This is a genomic window from Vibrio taketomensis, assembly GCF_009938165.1.
GTDB classification, from domain to species: domain Bacteria; phylum Pseudomonadota; class Gammaproteobacteria; order Enterobacterales; family Vibrionaceae; genus Vibrio; species Vibrio taketomensis.
The window spans coordinates 294489-312142 of sequence record NZ_AP019649.1; the positions used below are offsets into that span (position 1 = coordinate 294489).

8 protein-coding genes, 2 tRNA genes, 4 rRNA genes and 1 pseudogene are annotated in these 17654 nt (G+C 45.2%); 14 read left to right on the plus strand and 1 reads right to left on the minus strand.

The features are described 5' to 3' along the window. Window positions 1–129: 129 nt before the first annotated feature. Complete coding sequence (locus Vt282_RS01470; protein WP_162062238.1) at window positions 130–315, plus strand: hypothetical protein; 186 nt, start codon at window positions 130–132, stop codon at window positions 313–315. A gap of 1570 nt (window positions 316–1885) precedes the next feature. Here the strand turns inward: Vt282_RS01470 and Vt282_RS01475 are convergent. Further along, window positions 1886–2911 (minus strand): annotated as a pseudogene (locus Vt282_RS01475) (site-specific integrase). A gap of 161 nt (window positions 2912–3072) precedes the next feature. Between Vt282_RS01475 and dusA the strand changes: the two are divergent. The 13 genes from dusA (at window position 3073) to Vt282_RS01540 (ending at window position 17513) form a co-directional block, all read left to right on the plus strand. Further along, complete coding sequence (dusA, locus tag Vt282_RS01480; RefSeq protein WP_162062377.1) at window positions 3073–4020, plus strand: tRNA dihydrouridine(20/20a) synthase DusA; 948 nt, start codon at window positions 3073–3075, stop codon at window positions 4018–4020. Between the two features lie 156 nt (window positions 4021–4176). Further along, window positions 4177–4386, plus strand: a complete 210-nt coding sequence (pspG, locus tag Vt282_RS01485; protein ID WP_162047263.1) for an envelope stress response protein PspG — start codon at window positions 4177–4179, stop codon at window positions 4384–4386. 348 nt (window positions 4387–4734) lie between these two features. Then, window positions 4735–5100: a porin family protein gene (locus tag Vt282_RS01490; protein WP_162062378.1), complete on the plus strand. Its 366-nt coding sequence runs from the start codon at window positions 4735–4737 to the stop codon at window positions 5098–5100. A gap of 118 nt (window positions 5101–5218) precedes the next feature. After that, complete coding sequence (locus tag Vt282_RS01495; RefSeq protein ID WP_162047262.1) at window positions 5219–5470, plus strand: hypothetical protein; 252 nt, start codon at window positions 5219–5221, stop codon at window positions 5468–5470. Window positions 5471–5608: 138 nt separating this feature from the next. Continuing rightward, the gene (locus Vt282_RS01500) at window positions 5609–7498 is read left to right on the plus strand and encodes an assimilatory sulfite reductase (NADPH) flavoprotein subunit (protein ID WP_415663431.1); all 1890 of its coding nucleotides are present in this window, start codon (window positions 5609–5611) and stop codon (window positions 7496–7498) included. Further along, window positions 7498–9222 (plus strand): assimilatory sulfite reductase (NADPH) hemoprotein subunit, encoded by a 1725-nt coding sequence (gene cysI / locus Vt282_RS01505; RefSeq protein ID WP_162062380.1) that lies wholly within the window; start codon window positions 7498–7500, stop codon window positions 9220–9222. Before Vt282_RS01500 ends, cysI begins: the two co-directional genes overlap by 1 nt. Next, a complete protein-coding gene (locus Vt282_RS01510; RefSeq protein WP_162062381.1) occupies window positions 9215–9991 on the plus strand; it encodes a phosphoadenylyl-sulfate reductase in 777 nt (258 codons plus the stop codon). The genes cysI and Vt282_RS01510 overlap by 8 nt, the downstream gene beginning before the upstream one ends. Before the next feature lie 542 nt (window positions 9992–10533). Then, window positions 10534–12074, plus strand: a 16S ribosomal RNA gene (locus Vt282_RS01515). A 296-nt stretch (window positions 12075–12370) separates the two neighbouring features. Beyond that, window positions 12371–15234: ribosomal RNA gene (locus tag Vt282_RS01520) — 23S ribosomal RNA — on the plus strand. A gap of 85 nt (window positions 15235–15319) precedes the next feature. After that, a 5S ribosomal RNA gene (gene rrf, locus Vt282_RS01525) occupies window positions 15320–15444 on the plus strand. Between the two features lie 268 nt (window positions 15445–15712). Next, a 16S ribosomal RNA gene (locus Vt282_RS01530) occupies window positions 15713–17262 on the plus strand. The 16S, 23S and 5S rRNA genes sit together here with 2 tRNA genes alongside, the layout of an rRNA operon. Before the next feature lie 65 nt (window positions 17263–17327). After that, a tRNA-Ile gene (locus Vt282_RS01535) sits at window positions 17328–17404 on the plus strand. A gap of 35 nt (window positions 17405–17439) precedes the next feature. Further along, window positions 17440–17513, plus strand: a tRNA-Ala gene (locus Vt282_RS01540). Window positions 17514–17654 lie beyond the last annotated feature (141 nt).

The following is a 17654-nucleotide window of genomic DNA, read 5'->3' on the forward strand; positions in this document are numbered from 1 at the left end:
GAATTAGTCGATTTTTTAGATCATTAAATGGTATGGGGTTATCCCCATCGGTATTAGCGTTAATCATCCTGCTATGGAAACAAGATAAACGTCTCACAATTATAGAAACAATGTTAAAGGGGAATGAGCATGGCTAAAGAAGGCTTGAAAGCAAATGGTAAATTAAAGAAAGGCTACCGATTTGCAAAAGGTGGTCGCATCGTCAAAGCCAAGTACGTTAAGACCAAACCGAAAAGTCGTAAGAAAATAGAAAACCGCATTATCAAATGCGGTTTTGGTTTTACGAATTCTAGTCTTTGGATTTTGCCTGATTGATTACGATATAGGTTATCAGTACTACATGTATTAAATTAAGAATCACGAGTAACAGGATTGACTTTAACCAAATGACAGAAATTCCTGAAAGTAGAGCCAGTAAACAACAGACTGAATGTGGCTAGCAAAAAAATTATCGCAGCCCATATAAATTGAAGAATACAGATAAGTACCCGTTATTTCTCCATTCGTTAAATGTTGGATTCTTTGACACTGATAGTAGGTACGCACCAATGGCTGCAATAAAACCCGTCATTGTAACGCTAAATGAGGTTACGATTCCTAATAAGGTCGTAATATTAGCTGGAAGTATTGCTGGGAAAAGCGTTATTTTAAAAAGTATGTAACAAGTTCATAGATAATGAGGATCACAGGGACAAAAAGAACGGACAGACTCAGATTGCTATCTTCCATTTTTTTCATCATTATCGCTTAGCATTTCCATTAAGTTGTACTCTGGTATGAATTAGAAGACGTTAGTTTAGTCCAATTGGGACATGGCGCAGTGCTTTTCAGTTTAGAGGCGTACTTATTAAATTCTGTCTGTGCCAATGAGTCTACACGGGCATTGCCATATCGTTTTTCTTCAATTTGCTCTTCGATACATTTGCCTGATGCAGGATAAATCATATCAAAATAATCATAGTTTGGTCTAGCAAGATATCTTGAATTATTTCTTGAGCAGAATGTGCTTTCCTTTAAGAAAACTTCTGCGAAGTTGTCATTATTTTTGTCATGTTGAATTAGGTCTAGCAGAGGCGAAATTTGTTTTTGATATCGATGTTACTACGTGCTTTGCGTTTGACCTTAATCTCTATTTCTAGATTGTCATGCTGGCTTGATGGATCCAACAGGATGCCAAATTTTTGAATTGGCTAGAATCGCTTCTCATCAGTACGCGAGCTTCTGAAACAAGTTTTATTTTCTTTATTTCTTTCTTTTTATACCTGAGTGGAGTGGCTTTATCTCTAACTTATATTCAGGCGTAGCATTAAAGCCATTGAGGATGTTGTTCAAATAGAACTCAACATCTTCATCGGAGGCTCCACCATGTGAGCTTACAATACCGATGATAGGCTGTTTCTCATCAAGGTGAATAAGTTACCTTTTCTAAACTACCTTTGCCGATTAGCTTCTTTAAATCCTCAACAGTACCCTGAGTTCTGTCTAGTTTTCTGTACTGGTTTAGTTGCGTAGGAGCCATCAAATAGTAGACGGAACTAAATTTTCCAGCTTTTGCAAAGTAAAGCTTCCTAGATGTAGTAGAGTTTGTCTTCTCTAGCACCGATTGCTTTTTTGATATGCACAATACAAGTCGATGATGTCTTTGATGCAAATGTTACAGGTGACACCTGATGATTTGAAAAGGACAGTATAAGTGTAGTAGTTAAGCTTCATATATCCATGTGTGTATAGCAGTTGTTTGCGTAAGTATATAAGCAGTAATAAATCAAAAGAATTATTATTTTTACTTGAATTTGGATTTGAGAAGTACATAAAGCTTAAGACTAACATTAGGCACTAATGTATTGAATAAACAGGCCCATTATATGGGCCTGTTAACTGTTTACTAAAACTTATCATGCAGAGGAAAGAGCTGGGTATAGACCTGCCATAAAATATTAAGGTTTCTATGTCCAGTAACCTGTGCCACTTCCTCAATAGAATATCCTTTTTCAAACAGTCGACTTGCACCTTCTCGCCTCAAGTCGTGATAACGTAAATCTTGAATGCCGAGCTTGTTTCGTACTCGTTGAAAGCCTGCGGTTACGCTTCTTGAGTTATAAGGAAAAATCAAAGCGTCTGTCTTTGGTTGTCGCATGACAATGTCAAAAGAGCAACAGAGGGACGATGTGGACTTTTTTTCTTGGGTCTTTCCTGTCTCTGACCAAGATTGTTTTGTGCTCGGTGTTTAAGTCGTTCCATTGTAGTTTGCAAACTTGCCAATTCTCATACAGGTCAGAATGCTAAAATCAGAATGTCGATAAATGGTATTCGTACCGTTCCATTGCATCTGTAGCTTTGACGAACAAGCAATTCTTGTTTTAGTTTTTCAATCTCATCGGAAGTAGGGCGACGAGTTCTTTTTGACTTTTGCCAATCAAGTTCATATCGATGAGGATAGGAACGCTTCTTCAAATACCTCTACATTAGCGCCGATGTTAAATACAGGCCTGCTTTCTTCATGACAGAGCGCAGATATGCCACATCATGATAAATGGTCACTGGTTTGGTACCTGTCGCTCTGCGGTTTTGCAATGCTGAATAATGTCACTGGTTTTAGCTTATTGCTTTCAATGAGTGCAATGTCGCAATCTCTGAGCATGCGAATGACATATTGTTTTGTACGTCCGTTTTGTCCCATAAGTCCCTATCTGTCATATACATATCCATCAGCACGTATAACGGTACGGTTTTTTACAGGATTGATTTTCTAATTCAATGACACGTTTACGTCCATAGGTGCGTGCGAGCTCTTTTTCTAAAAGTCTTGGATTCTCTGTGTATAATCCTGCCATTCTTTTACGATAATATCGACAGTAAAGCGATTTTCACCATTGGTGAGCTTTCTTGTTTTGATGCTAAACGATGCCATTTTCCTACTCTTTTATGCGTACTAAATGCGTACTGATAAGAGAAATTGAGCGCGATACTAGCAAATTCCTGTATATCTATACAGTACATAGAATTGGTATAAACCCTTATGAAATCTGATACACCTAATACTACGAGTCTTGCCGTTTTTCTATCGCACCCATGTTGGATTGGACTGATCGTCACTGTCGATACTTTCATCGCTTACTTTCTAGCGAGACTCAGCTGTACACTGAAATGGTGACTACTGGCGCTATTATCCATGGTAAGGGTGATTTCCTTGCGTACAACGAACAAGAGCACCCACTCGTTCTGCAATTAGGTGGTTCAAACCCTGTTGATTTGGCAACGTGCGCTAAGCTGGCGGCTGAACGTGGTTATGATGAAATTAACTTAAACGTAGGTTGTCCTTCAGACCGAGTGCAAAATGGTCGTTTTGGTGCTTGCTTAATGGCAGAACCACAGCTGGTGGCCGATTGCGTTGCTGCAATGAAAGACGTGGTTGATATTCCTGTTACGGTAAAGACTCGTATCGGCATTGATGATCAAGATTCTTATGAGTTTCTTACCAACTTTGTTTCTATCGTTTCAGAAAAAGGTGGTTGCGAGCAGTTTACTATTCACGCTCGTAAAGCGTGGTTGTCTGGTTTAAGTCCGAAGGAAAACCGTGAAATTCCGCCGCTAGACTACCCACGCGCTTACCAATTGAAGAAAGATTTCTCACATTTGGTGATTGCAGTGAATGGTGGGGTTAAAACGCTGGAAGAAACGAAAGAGCATCTTAAGCATCTTGATGGTGTAATGGTCGGTCGTGAAGCGTACCAAAATCCATATATTTTGGCAGAAGTTGATCAACAAATTTTTGGTTTAGATAAACCAGTGAAAAAGCGAACCCAAGTTGTACAAGAGATGTTCCCATACATTGAGGAGCAGCTTTCAAAAGGGGTATATCTAGGACACATTACTCGTCATATGCTGGGTATTTTCCAAAATATGCCGGGAGCACGCCAATGGCGTCGTCATATCAGTGAAAACGCACACAAACCTGGTTCAGGAGTTGAAGTGGTGGAAGCTGCATTAGCGAAAATTCCAAAAGAGTTAGATGTGTAAAATTTACCACTTGGGTTGGTAAATAATACCAGCACTGTATTTTAAAGCGCTTTTATTATAGAGCGCTTTTTATTGTTTTATTAAAATCAAAAGATAAGTATGTTTTAAAACTTGGCACGCTTCCTGCGATATCAGTGATAAAAAAGGAGATACGCGATGTTTGAGTTAATCTTTGTTCTGGTATTTATTGCGACGCTATTGGTAACGGGCGTCACGATGTTAACGGTCTTTGCTGCTGCTGGTTTTGCTCTTGCGATAATGGTATTACTTGGTATGGTTGGGGCGGTACTGAAAATTTTGCCATGGTTGATTGTAATTGCGATAGGTATTTGGTTTTTCAAGAATCACGTTTCTAGTCCAAGATAGCGAAGTCGTCAAAATGTGATAGGCTCAAATAAGCAAATACCAATTTGAAGAGCCTATTATGATGAACCGAACCATCCACATCTCATTTGTGGCGGTGGCGATGTTGCTGCCACGAATTGCTTTGGCAAACATCACGACGAGTGTTGAAGCGGATGTATGGTTTGGTGATACTAAGGTTGATGATCGTCGTCGAGATAACGCTACTGGTGGTAACTTCTCTTTCGCTCTCGAACACTCACATCCTTTCCTTCCAAATGCTAGTTTTCGCTACACCAATATTGATGCAGATTATGTTGGTTTAGATAAATACGACTTTTCTTTTATTATCGAGTACTCGAACGAGAGCACATGTTGTTTGATGCGGGTATCTCTCTTACTCAATACAGCAATACTCATTACCGCACCAGTTCACAGCCGCAATCTGAATACAATTTTGATGAATTTACTTTCAATTGGTACGCATATGCCGAGTTGTCAGTGCCGAATACTGACATCGACATTATTGGTCAGTTTGATTTTGGAGACCGTAATTGGATGAAGCGAGCGGATGTACTGGCGGGAATAAAGTATCAAGCCAATGAAGATATCGCGATACGAGCAGGGTATCGTGTGATTGATCTCGAAATCGATAACCTAGCGACATCAGAGCCAGAGATTTCGGAATCTCTTATTTTCATAAATGGTTTCTTTGTTGGTGCCGAATATCGCTTCTGAGTCTTCTTAAAACGCTAGACGTTATACTCATTGGCGATAATTTGTCAGTTTCTACTAGCAGTTTCATCATAATGCACCATGCTTATAACAACACGGATAGTTACGTTGAGATGCCATTATGATGATTAATGAACTGCGCGCTTTGTACCGAGATAATCAGTTAGTGGAAGCGATAATTGAACCCTCTGCGGAAGAAGGCTTGTGGATAGTTGAGTTTCGTCACGCGGAAGGGGGGTTTGTTCTGTTAACCGATGTGCATGGTGAAGAATGTCACTATGGCAGCCTCGATGTGGCATCTAAGTCAGCAATGGCGGTAGGTTTTAGTCAAGTGCGCATCGAAGATCAACGTCCTTCAGACCTACTTTACTAGAAGCTTTGTTCTGTATATTTAACTCAACATCTAGCCATTTCCCTCTGTTTCGTACGTATCGTTAATTCCAAAAGTTATAAAACATTCACTTCTATTCTTTCTTGTTATTAAAAAGAGTGGTTAATCTATCATCACGCAATGAATAGGGATGTCGAGACCATGTCTTTAAATAAGAAAGAGTCCTCAAGCAATGTAGAGCTCTCGCAAGGAAATGCAGCGGAACTACCTGCCATCGCAAGTCCGCTTAATGATCAACAACTCGGTCAGTTGCAGCAAACGGTATCAAGTTTGTCTTCGCAGCAACTGGCGTGGGTAAGTGGTTACTTCTGGGGATTAGCCCAAAACCAGCCTGCATCCGCCGCAGGCCCAATTAATCAAGCCGTTGCCGCCGTGGTAGCAAAACCTGCGGGTAAGCTAACAATTATCTTCGCCTCACAAACTGGCAATGCCAAAGGAGTGGCTGAAGAATTAGAACAAGAAGCTAAAGCACGAGGCATTACCGTCGAATTGTTTGATGCCGGCGACTACAAAGGTAAGAACTTAGCTAAAGAAACGCATGTGATTATTGTTGCATCAACAAATGGTGAAGGTGAAGCGCCAGACAATGCGATTGAGTTACATGAATTTCTCCAATCGAAGAAGGCGCCCAAATTACCTAATTTGAAGTACGGTGTGATTGGTTTAGGTGATTCTAGCTACGAATTCTTCTGCCAAACAGGTAAAGATTTCGATACTTACTTATCAAAGTTAGGTGCAACTGCGTTTATTGAGCGTGTTGATTGCGATGTGGATTATGAAGCTTCAGCGAAAGAATGGCGCATCAACGCTCTGGATATTGTTAAGGAAGATTTATCTTCTGGCGTTGAGGCTGAAGTGGTGCAATTGCCAGTAGGCCAAGCTGCTCCTGAACACTTACCGTATAACAAACAGAACCCTTATACAGCGGCCTTGTTAACGAGCCAGAAAATTACTGGCCGTGATTCTGGTAAGGATGTTCGCCATATCGAAATCGATCTCGATGGTTCCGGAATCAGTTATCAGCCGGGTGATGCACTTGGTGTTTGGTATGAAAATAGCGCAGAACTCGTCAATGCTTTGCTGGCCAAAGTTGGTTTATCAGGCATAGAGAGCGTTGATGTCGATGGTGAAAGTCTTTCGATATACAGCGCTTTACTTTCTAAGTATGAAATTACAACGTCTAATCCACAGCTCGTGACTAAGTATGCTGAGCTTTCGGGCAGTAAGAAACTACAAAAGCTGGTGGAAGACAAAGATAAACTGCGCGAGTACGCAGGCAATACGCAAGTTATCGACGTACTAGCAGAAAAGAAAACCAAATTAAGTGCAGAGCAGTTGATTGGGTTACTTCGTCGCTTGACCCCTCGTCTTTATTCTATCGCTTCGGCGCAATCGGAAGTAGAAGATGAAGTGCATCTAACTGTCGGAGTGGTTGAATACCAGCAAGGTGAAGAGTCTCGTTTTGGTGGTGCATCCAGTTATTTGTCTCACCGTCTTGAAGAAGGTGGGGAAATAAAAGTGTTTATCGAAAACAACAATCACTTCAAACTGCCTCAAGATGATAATGCTCCGGTTATCATGATTGGTCCAGGAACGGGTATCGCCCCGTTTCGTAGCTTTATTCAAGAGCGTGATAACCGTGATGCCGAAGGTAAGAATTGGCTGTTCTTTGGTGATCGTACCTTTACTCAAGATTTCCTCTACCAAGTGGAATGGCAAAAGTACCTCAAGTCAGGTTTGCTAACTCATCTTGATGTAGCCTTTAGCCGTGACCAGCATGAGAAAGTGTATGTCCAGCATCGCATTTTAGAAAAAGGTGAGCAGGTGTGGCATTGGATCGAGCGAGGTGCCTACCTCTACGTATGTGGTGATGCCACACGGATGGCGAAAGATGTGCATCAAGCATTGATTCAAGTCGCTAAACAATACGGCAAGCTAACCAAGGAACAAGCAGAAGAGTTTATTAACAATCTGCGTAAGGAAAAACGTTACCAAAGGGATGTGTACTAATGAGCAAAGAGCAGCAACAAGTACTTGGTGAAGTCTTAGGTCCGTTATCGGATAACGAGCGCCTGAAAGGACAAAGCAATTTCCTACGTGGCACCATAGAACAAGATTTACAAGATCGTATTACCGGTGGATTCACTGCCGATAACTTCCAGCTAATCCGCTTTCACGGCATGTATCAACAAGATGATCGTGATATTCGTAATGAGCGTGCCAAGCAAAAGCTTGAGCCTCTACATAATGTCATGCTGCGTGCTCGTATGCCTGGAGGGATTATTACCCCAAAACAGTGGCTAGCCATCGACAAGTTTGCCAGTGAACATTCGCTGTACGGCAGTATTCGCTTAACCACGCGCCAGACCTTTCAGTTCCATGGGGTTCTAAAGCCAAACATTAAGCTTATGCATCAAACACTCAATAGCATCGGTATTGATTCCATTGCGACGGCGGGGGATGTTAACCGCAACGTGTTATGTACCACTAATCCGGTTGAATCTGAATTGCACCAAGAAGCTTATGAGTGGGCAAAGAAGATCAGTGAGCATCTACTACCTAAAACTAAAGCTTATGCAGAGATATGGCTCGATGGTGAGAAAGTAGAAACCACTGAAGACGATGAGCCAATTCTTGGTAAAAACTATTTACCGCGTAAATTCAAAACGACCGTGGTGATCCCGCCGCAAAATGATGTAGATGTGCATGCCAATGATTTGAACTTTGTGGCGATTGCGGACAACGGTAAATTGATTGGCTTTAACGTGCTGGTGGGCGGTGGTCTGGCGATGACTCATGGTGATACTTCAACCTATGCGCGTCGAGCTGATGATTTTGGTTTTGTTCCTCTAGAAAAGACGCTAGAAGTCGCAGCAGCAGTGGTGACGACTCAACGTGATTGGGGGAATCGTTCTAACCGTAAAAATGCCAAAACCAAATACACCCTAGATCGTGTAGGCATCGATGTATTTAAAGCTGAAGTTGAAAAGCGTGCGGATGTTAAGTTTGCGACCAGCCGACCTTATGAGTTTACCGAACGTGGCGATCGCATTGGTTGGGTCGAAGGGATTGATGGTAAATATCACCTTGCGCTCTTTATTGAGAATGGTCGTTTACTCGACTTCCCGGGTAAGCCACTTAAAACCGGCATGGCAGAGATAGCGAAGATCCATAAAGGCGATTTTCGTATGACGGCAAATCAAAATTTGATCGTGGCGGGTGTCTCGAAGAGTAATAAAGCTAAGATTGAGAAAATTGCCCGAGCTCATGGTCTAATGGATGATAAAGTCAGTGAGCAGCGCAAAAACTCAATGGCGTGTGTGGCCTTTCCAACTTGTCCTTTAGCGATGGCGGAGGCGGAACGTTTCCTCCCCCAATTTGTTACCGACGTTGAAGGTATTCTCGAAAAACATGGTTTGCCGAAAGAAGACAACATTATCTTACGCGTTACAGGCTGCCCAAATGGCTGTGGTCGAGCGATGTTGGCGGAGATTGGCTTAGTGGGTAAAGCGCCGGGTCGTTATAACTTGCATCTTGGTGGTAATCGAGCGGGGACCCGTATTCCGAAGATGTATAAAGAGAACATCACTGATAAACAGATCTTAGAAGAAATTGATCTGCTGGTGGGGCGCTGGGCAAAAGAGCGTAATAAAGAAGAAGGCTTTGGTGATTTCGCTATCCGTGCTGGAATCATCGAAGAGGTTTTCGTATCAAAGAGGGATTTGCATGCTTGATTCAACGACCAGTCCACTTGAGCTAAAAAAACTACTCACCCTGACGAAAACAGAGCAGGTACTTCAGCTCGGAGTGATTAACGCCGAACTTGAGCAAATGACAGCAGAGCAGCGAGTAGCATGGGCGCTAGACAATCTCTCAGGAGAGTTCGCAGTTTCATCAAGCTTTGGTGTGCAGGGAGCAGTCATGCTGCATCTTGTTACACAGCTAAAACCGAACATTCCTGTGATATTAACGGACACTGGTTACCTCTTTCCTGAGACTTACCAATTTATCGATCAATTAACCAAGCGGCTTAACCTCAATCTCAAAGTGTACCGAGCGAAACAAAGTCCAGTTTGGCAAGAGGCTGTGTTTGGTAAACTGTGGGAACAAGGTGTCGAAGGGATTGAGAAATATAATAAGCTTAATAAAGTGGAACCGATGCGGCGTGCACTCGATGAGCTGCAAGTAGAAACATGGTTCTCGGGTTTGCGTCGTGAGCAATCTCAGTCTCGCGCTCATTTACCGATTCTTTCGATTCAAAATGGTGTATTCAAGTTTCTTCCAGTCATCGATTGGAGTAATAAAGATGTTCACTATTATTTAGAACAACACGGTTTACCTTATCACCCGCTAAGAGATGAGGGGTATCTTTCTGTTGGCGATACCCACACCACGAGAAAATGGGAGCCGGGAATGAAAGAAGAGGAAACTCGATTCTTCGGTTTAAAACGTGAATGTGGCCTTCATGAAGATGATGGAGAACAGCACGGATCGGGAATTTAGTTCGACGTATAAGGAAAAGGCTGCTTAATGCAGTCTTTTTTTTGCCTAAATAATCATGCAATGTGGATAACTTTGTGGATGAGTTGTTGGCTTTCTTGGGGTAAAGTTGAATAAATAAGGCTTTGGGTGAAAGTTGGGCATGTAAGCGTTATTTTTGCAATTTTTGCAAAATAACACTTGCCAATGTGACGGCGATCTCTATAATGAATCCCTGTCGACGAGGCAAGGCTCCATAAGGGTTTAGCGCTGAATCGACAAGGTCAGAAAGAATGACGAAATAAATTAAGAAAGTGTTTGACACCGGAAATTATCTCGTTAGAATGGCCGCCTCTTCCAAGTGATATTGGTCACAAAGAAGATTAGCTCTTTAACAATAAGAACCTATCAATCTGTGTGGGCACTCGTTGATGATAATCCAATTAGAAGCTTAGGCTTCAAATTGATTTCAATGAACTGAGTGACCAATTCGATACTTAGTATCGGCACAGTCAATTCAACATTACTTTGTAATGTAATCAGTATTCATTGAGTCACAAAATCTTAAATTGAAGAGTTTGATCATGGCTCAGATTGAACGCTGGCGGCAGGCCTAACACATGCAAGTCGAGCGGCAGCGACAACATTGAACCTTCGGGGGATTTGTTGGGCGGCGAGCGGCGGACGGGTGAGTAATGCCTAGGAAATTGCCCTGATGTGGGGGATAACCATTGGAAACGATGGCTAATACCGCATGATGCCTACGGGCCAAAGAGGGGGACCTTCGGGCCTCTCGCGTCAGGATATGCCTAGGTGGGATTAGCTAGTTGGTGAGGTAAGGGCTCACCAAGGCGACGATCCCTAGCTGGTCTGAGAGGATGATCAGCCACACTGGAACTGAGACACGGTCCAGACTCCTACGGGAGGCAGCAGTGGGGAATATTGCACAATGGGCGCAAGCCTGATGCAGCCATGCCGCGTGTATGAAGAAGGCCTTCGGGTTGTAAAGTACTTTCAGTCGTGAGGAAGGTTCGTGCGTTAATAGCGTACGGATTTGACGTTAGCGACAGAAGAAGCACCGGCTAACTCCGTGCCAGCAGCCGCGGTAATACGGAGGGTGCGAGCGTTAATCGGAATTACTGGGCGTAAAGCGCATGCAGGTGGTTAGTTAAGTCAGATGTGAAAGCCCGGGGCTCAACCTCGGAATTGCATTTGAAACTGGCTGACTAGAGTACTGTAGAGGGGGGTAGAATTTCAGGTGTAGCGGTGAAATGCGTAGAGATCTGAAGGAATACCGGTGGCGAAGGCGGCCCCCTGGACAGATACTGACACTCAGATGCGAAAGCGTGGGGAGCAAACAGGATTAGATACCCTGGTAGTCCACGCCGTAAACGATGTCTACTTGGAGGTTGTGGCCTTGAGCCGTGGCTTTCGGAGCTAACGCGTTAAGTAGACCGCCTGGGAGTACGGTCGCAAGATTAAAACTCAAATGAATTGACGGGGCCCGCACAAGCGGTGGAGCATGTGGTTTAATTCGATGCAACGCGAAGAACCTTACCTACTCTTGACATCCATAGAACTTAGCAGAGATGCTTTGGTGCCTTCGGGAACTATGAGACAGGTGCTGCATGGCTGTCGTCAGCTCGTGTTGTGAAATGTTGGGTTAAGTCCCGCAACGAGCGCAACCCTTATCCTTGTTTGCCAGCGAGTAATGTCGGGAACTCCAGGGAGACTGCCGGTGATAAACCGGAGGAAGGTGGGGACGACGTCAAGTCATCATGGCCCTTACGAGTAGGGCTACACAATGGCGTATACAGAGGGCTGCCAACTCGCGAGAGTGAGCGAATCCCAAAAAGTACGTCGTAGTCCGGATTGGAGTCTGCAACTCGACTCCATGAAGTCGGAATCGCTAGTAATCGTGGATCAGAATGCCACGGTGAATACGTTCCCGGGCCTTGTACACACCGCCCGTCACACCATGGGAGTGGGCTGCAAAAGAAGTGGGTAGTTTAACCTTCGGAGGACGCTCACCACTTTGTGGTTCATGACTGGGGTGAAGTCGTAACAAGGTAGCGCTAGGGGAACCTGGCGCTGGATCACCTCCTTATACGATGATTATCGTGATGAGTACCCACACAGATTGATGGTTTTGAAGCGAATGCTTCGAGCTATTATTGCTCTTTAACAATTTGGAAAGCTGACAAAACAACAATTTATTGTTGTTTGTAAGTTCTCACCGAAAGGTAAACGACTAAAACACATTCAAGTGTTCTTGGCTTTTGTCTTACTTTTAAAGTAAGGAGAAGAAAATTGAGTCCGGCAAAATCGAGTCTGCATCATGTATAAAAATTGCAGACAACTTTGGTGATTTGAACATCAACTCGAAACTCCTTCGGGTTGTATGGTTAAGTGACTAAGCGTACACGGTGGATGCCTTGGCAGTCAGAGGCGATGAAGGACGTATTAACTTGCGATAAGCCCAGATTAGGCAGTAAAAGCCACTTGAGTCTGGGATTTCCGAATGGGGAAACCCACTTACATAAGTAAGTATCGTTACGTGAATACATAGCGTAACGAGGCGAACCGGGGGAACTGAAACATCTAAGTACCCCGAGGAAAAGAAATCAACCGAGATTCAGAAAGTAGCGGCGAGCGAAATTGGACTAGCCCTAAGCTTTACACGTTAGACGAACGGTCTGGAAAGTCCGACGATACAGGGTGATAGTCCCGTAGTTGACGATGTGTGTTCAGTGAAATCGAGTAGGGCGGGACACGTGTTATCCTGTCTGAATATGGGGACCATCCTCCAAGGCTAAATACTACTGACTGACCGATAGTGAACCAGTACCGTGAGGGAAAGGCGAAAAGAACCCCTGTGAGGGGAGTGAAATAGAACCTGAAACCGTGTACGTACAAGCAGTAGGAGCAGGCTTTGTCCTGTGACTGCGTACCTTTGTATAATGGGTCAGCGACTTATATTCAGTGGCAAGGTTAACCATCTAGGGAGCCGTAGGGAAACCGAGTCTTAACTGGGCGTTCAGTCTCTGGATATAGACCCGAAACCAGGTGATTCAGCCATGGGCAGGTTGAAGGTTGAGTAACATCAACTGGAGGACCGAACCGACTAATGTTGAAAAATTAGCGGATGACTTGTGGCTAGGGTGAAAGGCCAATCAAACCTGGAGATAGCTGGTTCTCCCGAAAGCTATTTAGGTAGCGCCTCGGACGAATACTACTGGGGTAGAGCACTGTTAAGGCTAGGGGTCATCCCGACTTACCAACCCTTTGCAAACCCGAATACCAGTAAGTACTATCCGGGAGACACACGGCGGGTGCTAACGTCCGTCGTGAGAGGGAAACAACCCAGACCGCCAGCTAAGGTCCCAAATTATAGCTAAGTGGGAAACGATGTGGGAAGGCTTAGACAGCTAGGATGTTGGCTTAGAAGCAGCCATCATTTAAAGAAAGCGTAATAGCTCACTAGTCGAGTCGGCCTGCGCGGAAGATGTAACGGGCTAAGCTATAAACCGAAGCTGCGGCAATAACTTTAGTTATTGGGTAGGGAGCGTTCTGTAAGCCGTTGAAGGTGTGTTGTAAAGCATGCTGGAGGTATCAGAAGTGCGAATGCTGACATGAGTAACGATAAAGGGGTGAAAACCTCCTCGCCGGAAGACCAAGGGTTCCTGTCCAACGTTAATCGGGCAGGGTAAGTCGACCCTAAGGCGAGGCCGAAAGGCGTAGTCGATGGGAAACGGGTTAATATTCCCGTACTTCTTACAATTGCGATGGGGGGACGGAGAAGGCTAGGTGGGCCTGGCGACGGTTGTCCAGGTTCAAGTGCGTAGGCTTAAGAGTTAGGTAAATCCGGCTCTTTTTAAGGCTGAGACACGACGTCGAGCTACTACGGTAGTGAAGTCATTGATGCCATGCTTCCAGGAAAAGCCTCTAAGCTTCAGATTGTAAGGAATCGTACCCCAAACCGACACAGGTGGTCGGGTAGAGAATACCAAGGCGCTTGAGAGAACTCGGGTGAAGGAACTAGGCAAAATGGTACCGTAACTTCGGGAGAAGGTACGCTCTTGACGGTGAAGTCCCTCGCGGATGGAGCTATTGAGAGTCGCAGATACCAGGTGGCTGCAACTGTTTATATTAAAACACAGCACTGTGCAAAATCGTAAGATGACGTATACGGTGTGACGCCTGCCCGGTGCCGGAAGGTTAATTGATGGGGTTAGACTTCGGTCGAAGCTCTTGATCGAAGCCCCGGTAAACGGCGGCCGTAACTATAACGGTCCTAAGGTAGCGAAATTCCTTGTCGGGTAAGTTCCGACCTGCACGAATGGCGTAATGATGGCCACGCTGTCTCCACCCGAGACTCAGTGAAATTGAAATCGCTGTGAAGATGCAGTGTACCCGCGGCTAGACGGAAAGACCCCGTGAACCTTTACTACAGCTTGGCACTGAACATTGACCCTACATGTAGGATAGGTGGGAGGCTTTGAAGCAAGTACGCCAGTATTTGTGGAGCCGTCCTTGAAATACCACCCTTGTAGTGTTGATGTTCTAACGTCGACCCTAATCGGGGTTACGGACAGTGCCTGGTGGGTAGTTTGACTGGGGCGGTCTCCTCCCAAAGAGTAACGGAGGAGCACGAAGGTGGGCTAATCACGGTTGGACATCGTGAGGTTAGTGCAATGGCATAAGCCCGCTTAACTGCGAGAATGACGGTTCGAGCAGGTGCAGCAGGTCATAGTGATCCGGTGGTTCTGAATGGAAGGGCCATCGCTCAACGGATAAAAGGTACCCGGGGATAACAGGCTGATACCGCCCAAGAGTTCATATCGACGGCGGTGTTTGGCACCTCGATGTCGGCTCATCACATCCTGGGGCTGAAGTCGGTCCCAAGGGTATGGCTGTTCGCCATTTAAAGTGGTACGCGAGCTGGGTTTAGAACGTCGTGAGACAGTTCGGTCCCTATCTGCCGTGGGCGTTGGAGAATTGAAAGGGGCTGCTCCTAGTACGAGAGGACCGGAGTGGACGAACCTCTGGTGTTCGGGTTGTGTCGCCAGACGCATTGCCCGGTAGCTAAGTTCGGAATCGATAACCGCTGAAAGCATCTAAGCGGGAAGCGAGCCTTGAGATGAGTTCTCCCTGATACTTTAAGTATCCTAAAGGGTTGTCGGAGACTACGACGTTGATAGGTCAGGTGTGTAAGTGCTGTGAGGCATTGAGCTAACTGATACTAATTGCCCGTGAGGCTTAACCATACAACACCCAAGGGGTTTTGATTGGACTCAAATAGAACATTGAATGTGTAAGAACTGAAAACAGCTTTCCGAATTAAAGAATTTGCTTGGCGACCATAGCGATTTGGACCCACCTGATTCCATGCCGAACTCAGAAGTGAAACGAATTAGCGCCGATGGTAGTGTAGGCTTTATTTCGCACTTTATTTAATAAGCAAGTCACCATAAAGTTTTAAGAAAACTTAGAATTTTATGTTGACTTTCAAAGTGGAAGCGTATTATACGCACCTCGCTGAGATGCTAAGGCATTGAAAGCAAAGCTCTTTAACAATATAAACCTATCAATCTGTGTGGGCACTCGTTGATGATAATCCAATTAGAAGCTTAGGCTTCAAATTGATTTCAATGAACTGAGTGACCAATTCGATACTTAGTATCGGCACAGTCAATTCAACATTACTATGTAATGTAATCAGTATTCATTGAGTCACAAAATCTTAAATTGAAGAGTTTGATCATGGCTCAGATTGAACGCTGGCGGCAGGCCTAACACATGCAAGTCGAGCGGCAGCGACAACATTGAACCTTCGGGGGATTTGTTGGGCGGCGAGCGGCGGACGGGTGAGTAATGCCTAGGAAATTGCCCTGATGTGGGGGATAACCATTGGAAACGATGGCTAATACCGCATGATGCCTACGGGCCAAAGAGGGGGACCTTCGGGCCTCTCGCGTCAGGATATGCCTAGGTGGGATTAGCTAGTTGGTGAGGTAAGGGCTCACCAAGGCGACGATCCTAGCTGGTCTGAGAGGATGATCAGCCACACTGGAACTGAGACACGGTCCAGACTCCTACGGGAGGCAGCAGTGGGAATATTGCACAATGGGCGCAAGCCTGATGCAGCCATGCCGCGTGTATGAAGAAGGCCTTCGGGTTGTAAAGTACTTTCAGTCGTGAGGAAGGTTCATGCGTTAATAGCGTATGGATTTGACGTTAGCGACAGAAGAAGCACCGGCTAACTCCGTGCCAGCAGCCGCGGTAATACGGAGGTGCGAGCGTTAATCGGAATTACTGGGCGTAAAGCGCATGCAGGTGGTTAGTTAAGTCAGATGTGAAAGCCCGGGGCTCAACCTCGGAATTGCATTTGAAACTGGCTGACTAGAGTACTGTAGAGGGGGGTAGAATTTCAGGTGTAGCGGTGAAATGCGTAGAGATCTGAAGGAATACCGGTGGCGAAGGCGGCCCCCTGGACAGATACTGACACTCAGATGCGAAAGCGTGGGGAGCAAACAGGATTAGATACCCTGGTAGTCCACGCCGTAAACGATGTCTACTTGGAGGTTGTGGCCTTGAGCCGTGGCTTTCGGAGCTAACGCGTTAAGTAGACCGCCTGGGGAGTACGGTCGCAAGATTAAAACTCAAATGAATTGACGGGGGCCCGCACAAGCGGTGGAGCATGTGGTTTAATTCGATGCAACGCGAAGAACCTTACCTACTCTTGACATCCATAGAACTTAGCAGAGATGCTTTGGTGCCTTCGGGAACTATGAGACAGGTGCTGCATGGCTGTCGTCAGCTCGTGTTGTGAAATGTTGGGTTAAGTCCCGCAACGAGCGCAACCCTTATCCTTGTTTGCCAGCGAGTAATGTCGGGAACTCCAGGGAGACTGCCGGTGATAAACCGGAGGAAGGTGGGGACGACGTCAAGTCATCATGGCCCTTACGAGTAGGGCTACACACGTGCTACAATGGCGTATACAGAGGGCTGCCAACTCGCGAGAGTGAGCGAATCCCAAAAAGTACGTCGTAGTCCGGATTGGAGTCTGCAACTCGACTCCATGAAGTCGGAATCGCTAGTAATCGTGGATCAGAATGCCACGGTGAATACGTTCCCGGGCCTTGTACACACCGCCCGTCACACCATGGGAGTGGGCTGCAAAAGAAGTGGGTAGTTTAACCTTCGGGAGGACGCTCACCACTTTGTGGTTCATGACTGGGGTGAAGTCGTAACAAGGTAGCGCTAGGGGAACCTGGCGCTGGATCACCTCCTTATACGATGATTATTGCGATGAGTGTTCACACAGATTGATGGTTTATAAAGTCAAAGAGACGATACTGGGTCTGTAGCTCAGGTGGTTAGAGCGTTCGCCTGATAAGCGAGAGGTCGGTGGTTCGAGTCCACTCAGACCCACCAATTCCCAAGGAATTGGCCAACAGTATCAACAAGATGGGGCTATAGCTCACTGGGAGAGCGCCTGCCTTGCACGCAGGAGGTCTGCGGTTCGATCCCCATAGCTCCACCATCTTTAAGCGCATTTACTTTTGAATAGAAAGTTGAGTGTTTTTAAAATGGTTTCGAAAGAAATCAAGCTCTTTAACAATTTGGAAAGCTGACAAAACAACAATTTATTGTTGTTTGTAAAGTTCTCAAAGTATTCATTTAT

What these genes read in the sequence shown, in the direction of transcription:
- pspG (WP_162047263.1), top strand. Translation starts at nt 4,177, where the DNA reads ATGTTTGAGTTAATCTTTGTTCTGGTATTTATTGCGACGCTATTGGTA.
- Vt282_RS01500 (WP_415663431.1), top strand. Translation starts at nt 5,609, where the DNA reads ATGAATAGGGATGTCGAGACCATGTCTTTAAATAAGAAAGAGTCCTCA.
- Vt282_RS01490 (WP_162062378.1), top strand. Translation starts at nt 4,735, where the DNA reads ATGTTGTTTGATGCGGGTATCTCTCTTACTCAATACAGCAATACTCAT.
- Vt282_RS01470 (WP_162062238.1), top strand. Translation starts at nt 130, where the DNA reads ATGGCTAAAGAAGGCTTGAAAGCAAATGGTAAATTAAAGAAAGGCTAC.
- Vt282_RS01495 (WP_162047262.1), top strand. Translation starts at nt 5,219, where the DNA reads ATGATGATTAATGAACTGCGCGCTTTGTACCGAGATAATCAGTTAGTG.
- Vt282_RS01510 (WP_162062381.1), top strand. Translation starts at nt 9,215, where the DNA reads ATGCTTGATTCAACGACCAGTCCACTTGAGCTAAAAAAACTACTCACC.
- cysI (WP_162062380.1), top strand. Translation starts at nt 7,498, where the DNA reads ATGAGCAAAGAGCAGCAACAAGTACTTGGTGAAGTCTTAGGTCCGTTA.
- dusA (WP_162062377.1), top strand. Translation starts at nt 3,073, where the DNA reads ATGTTGGATTGGACTGATCGTCACTGTCGATACTTTCATCGCTTACTT.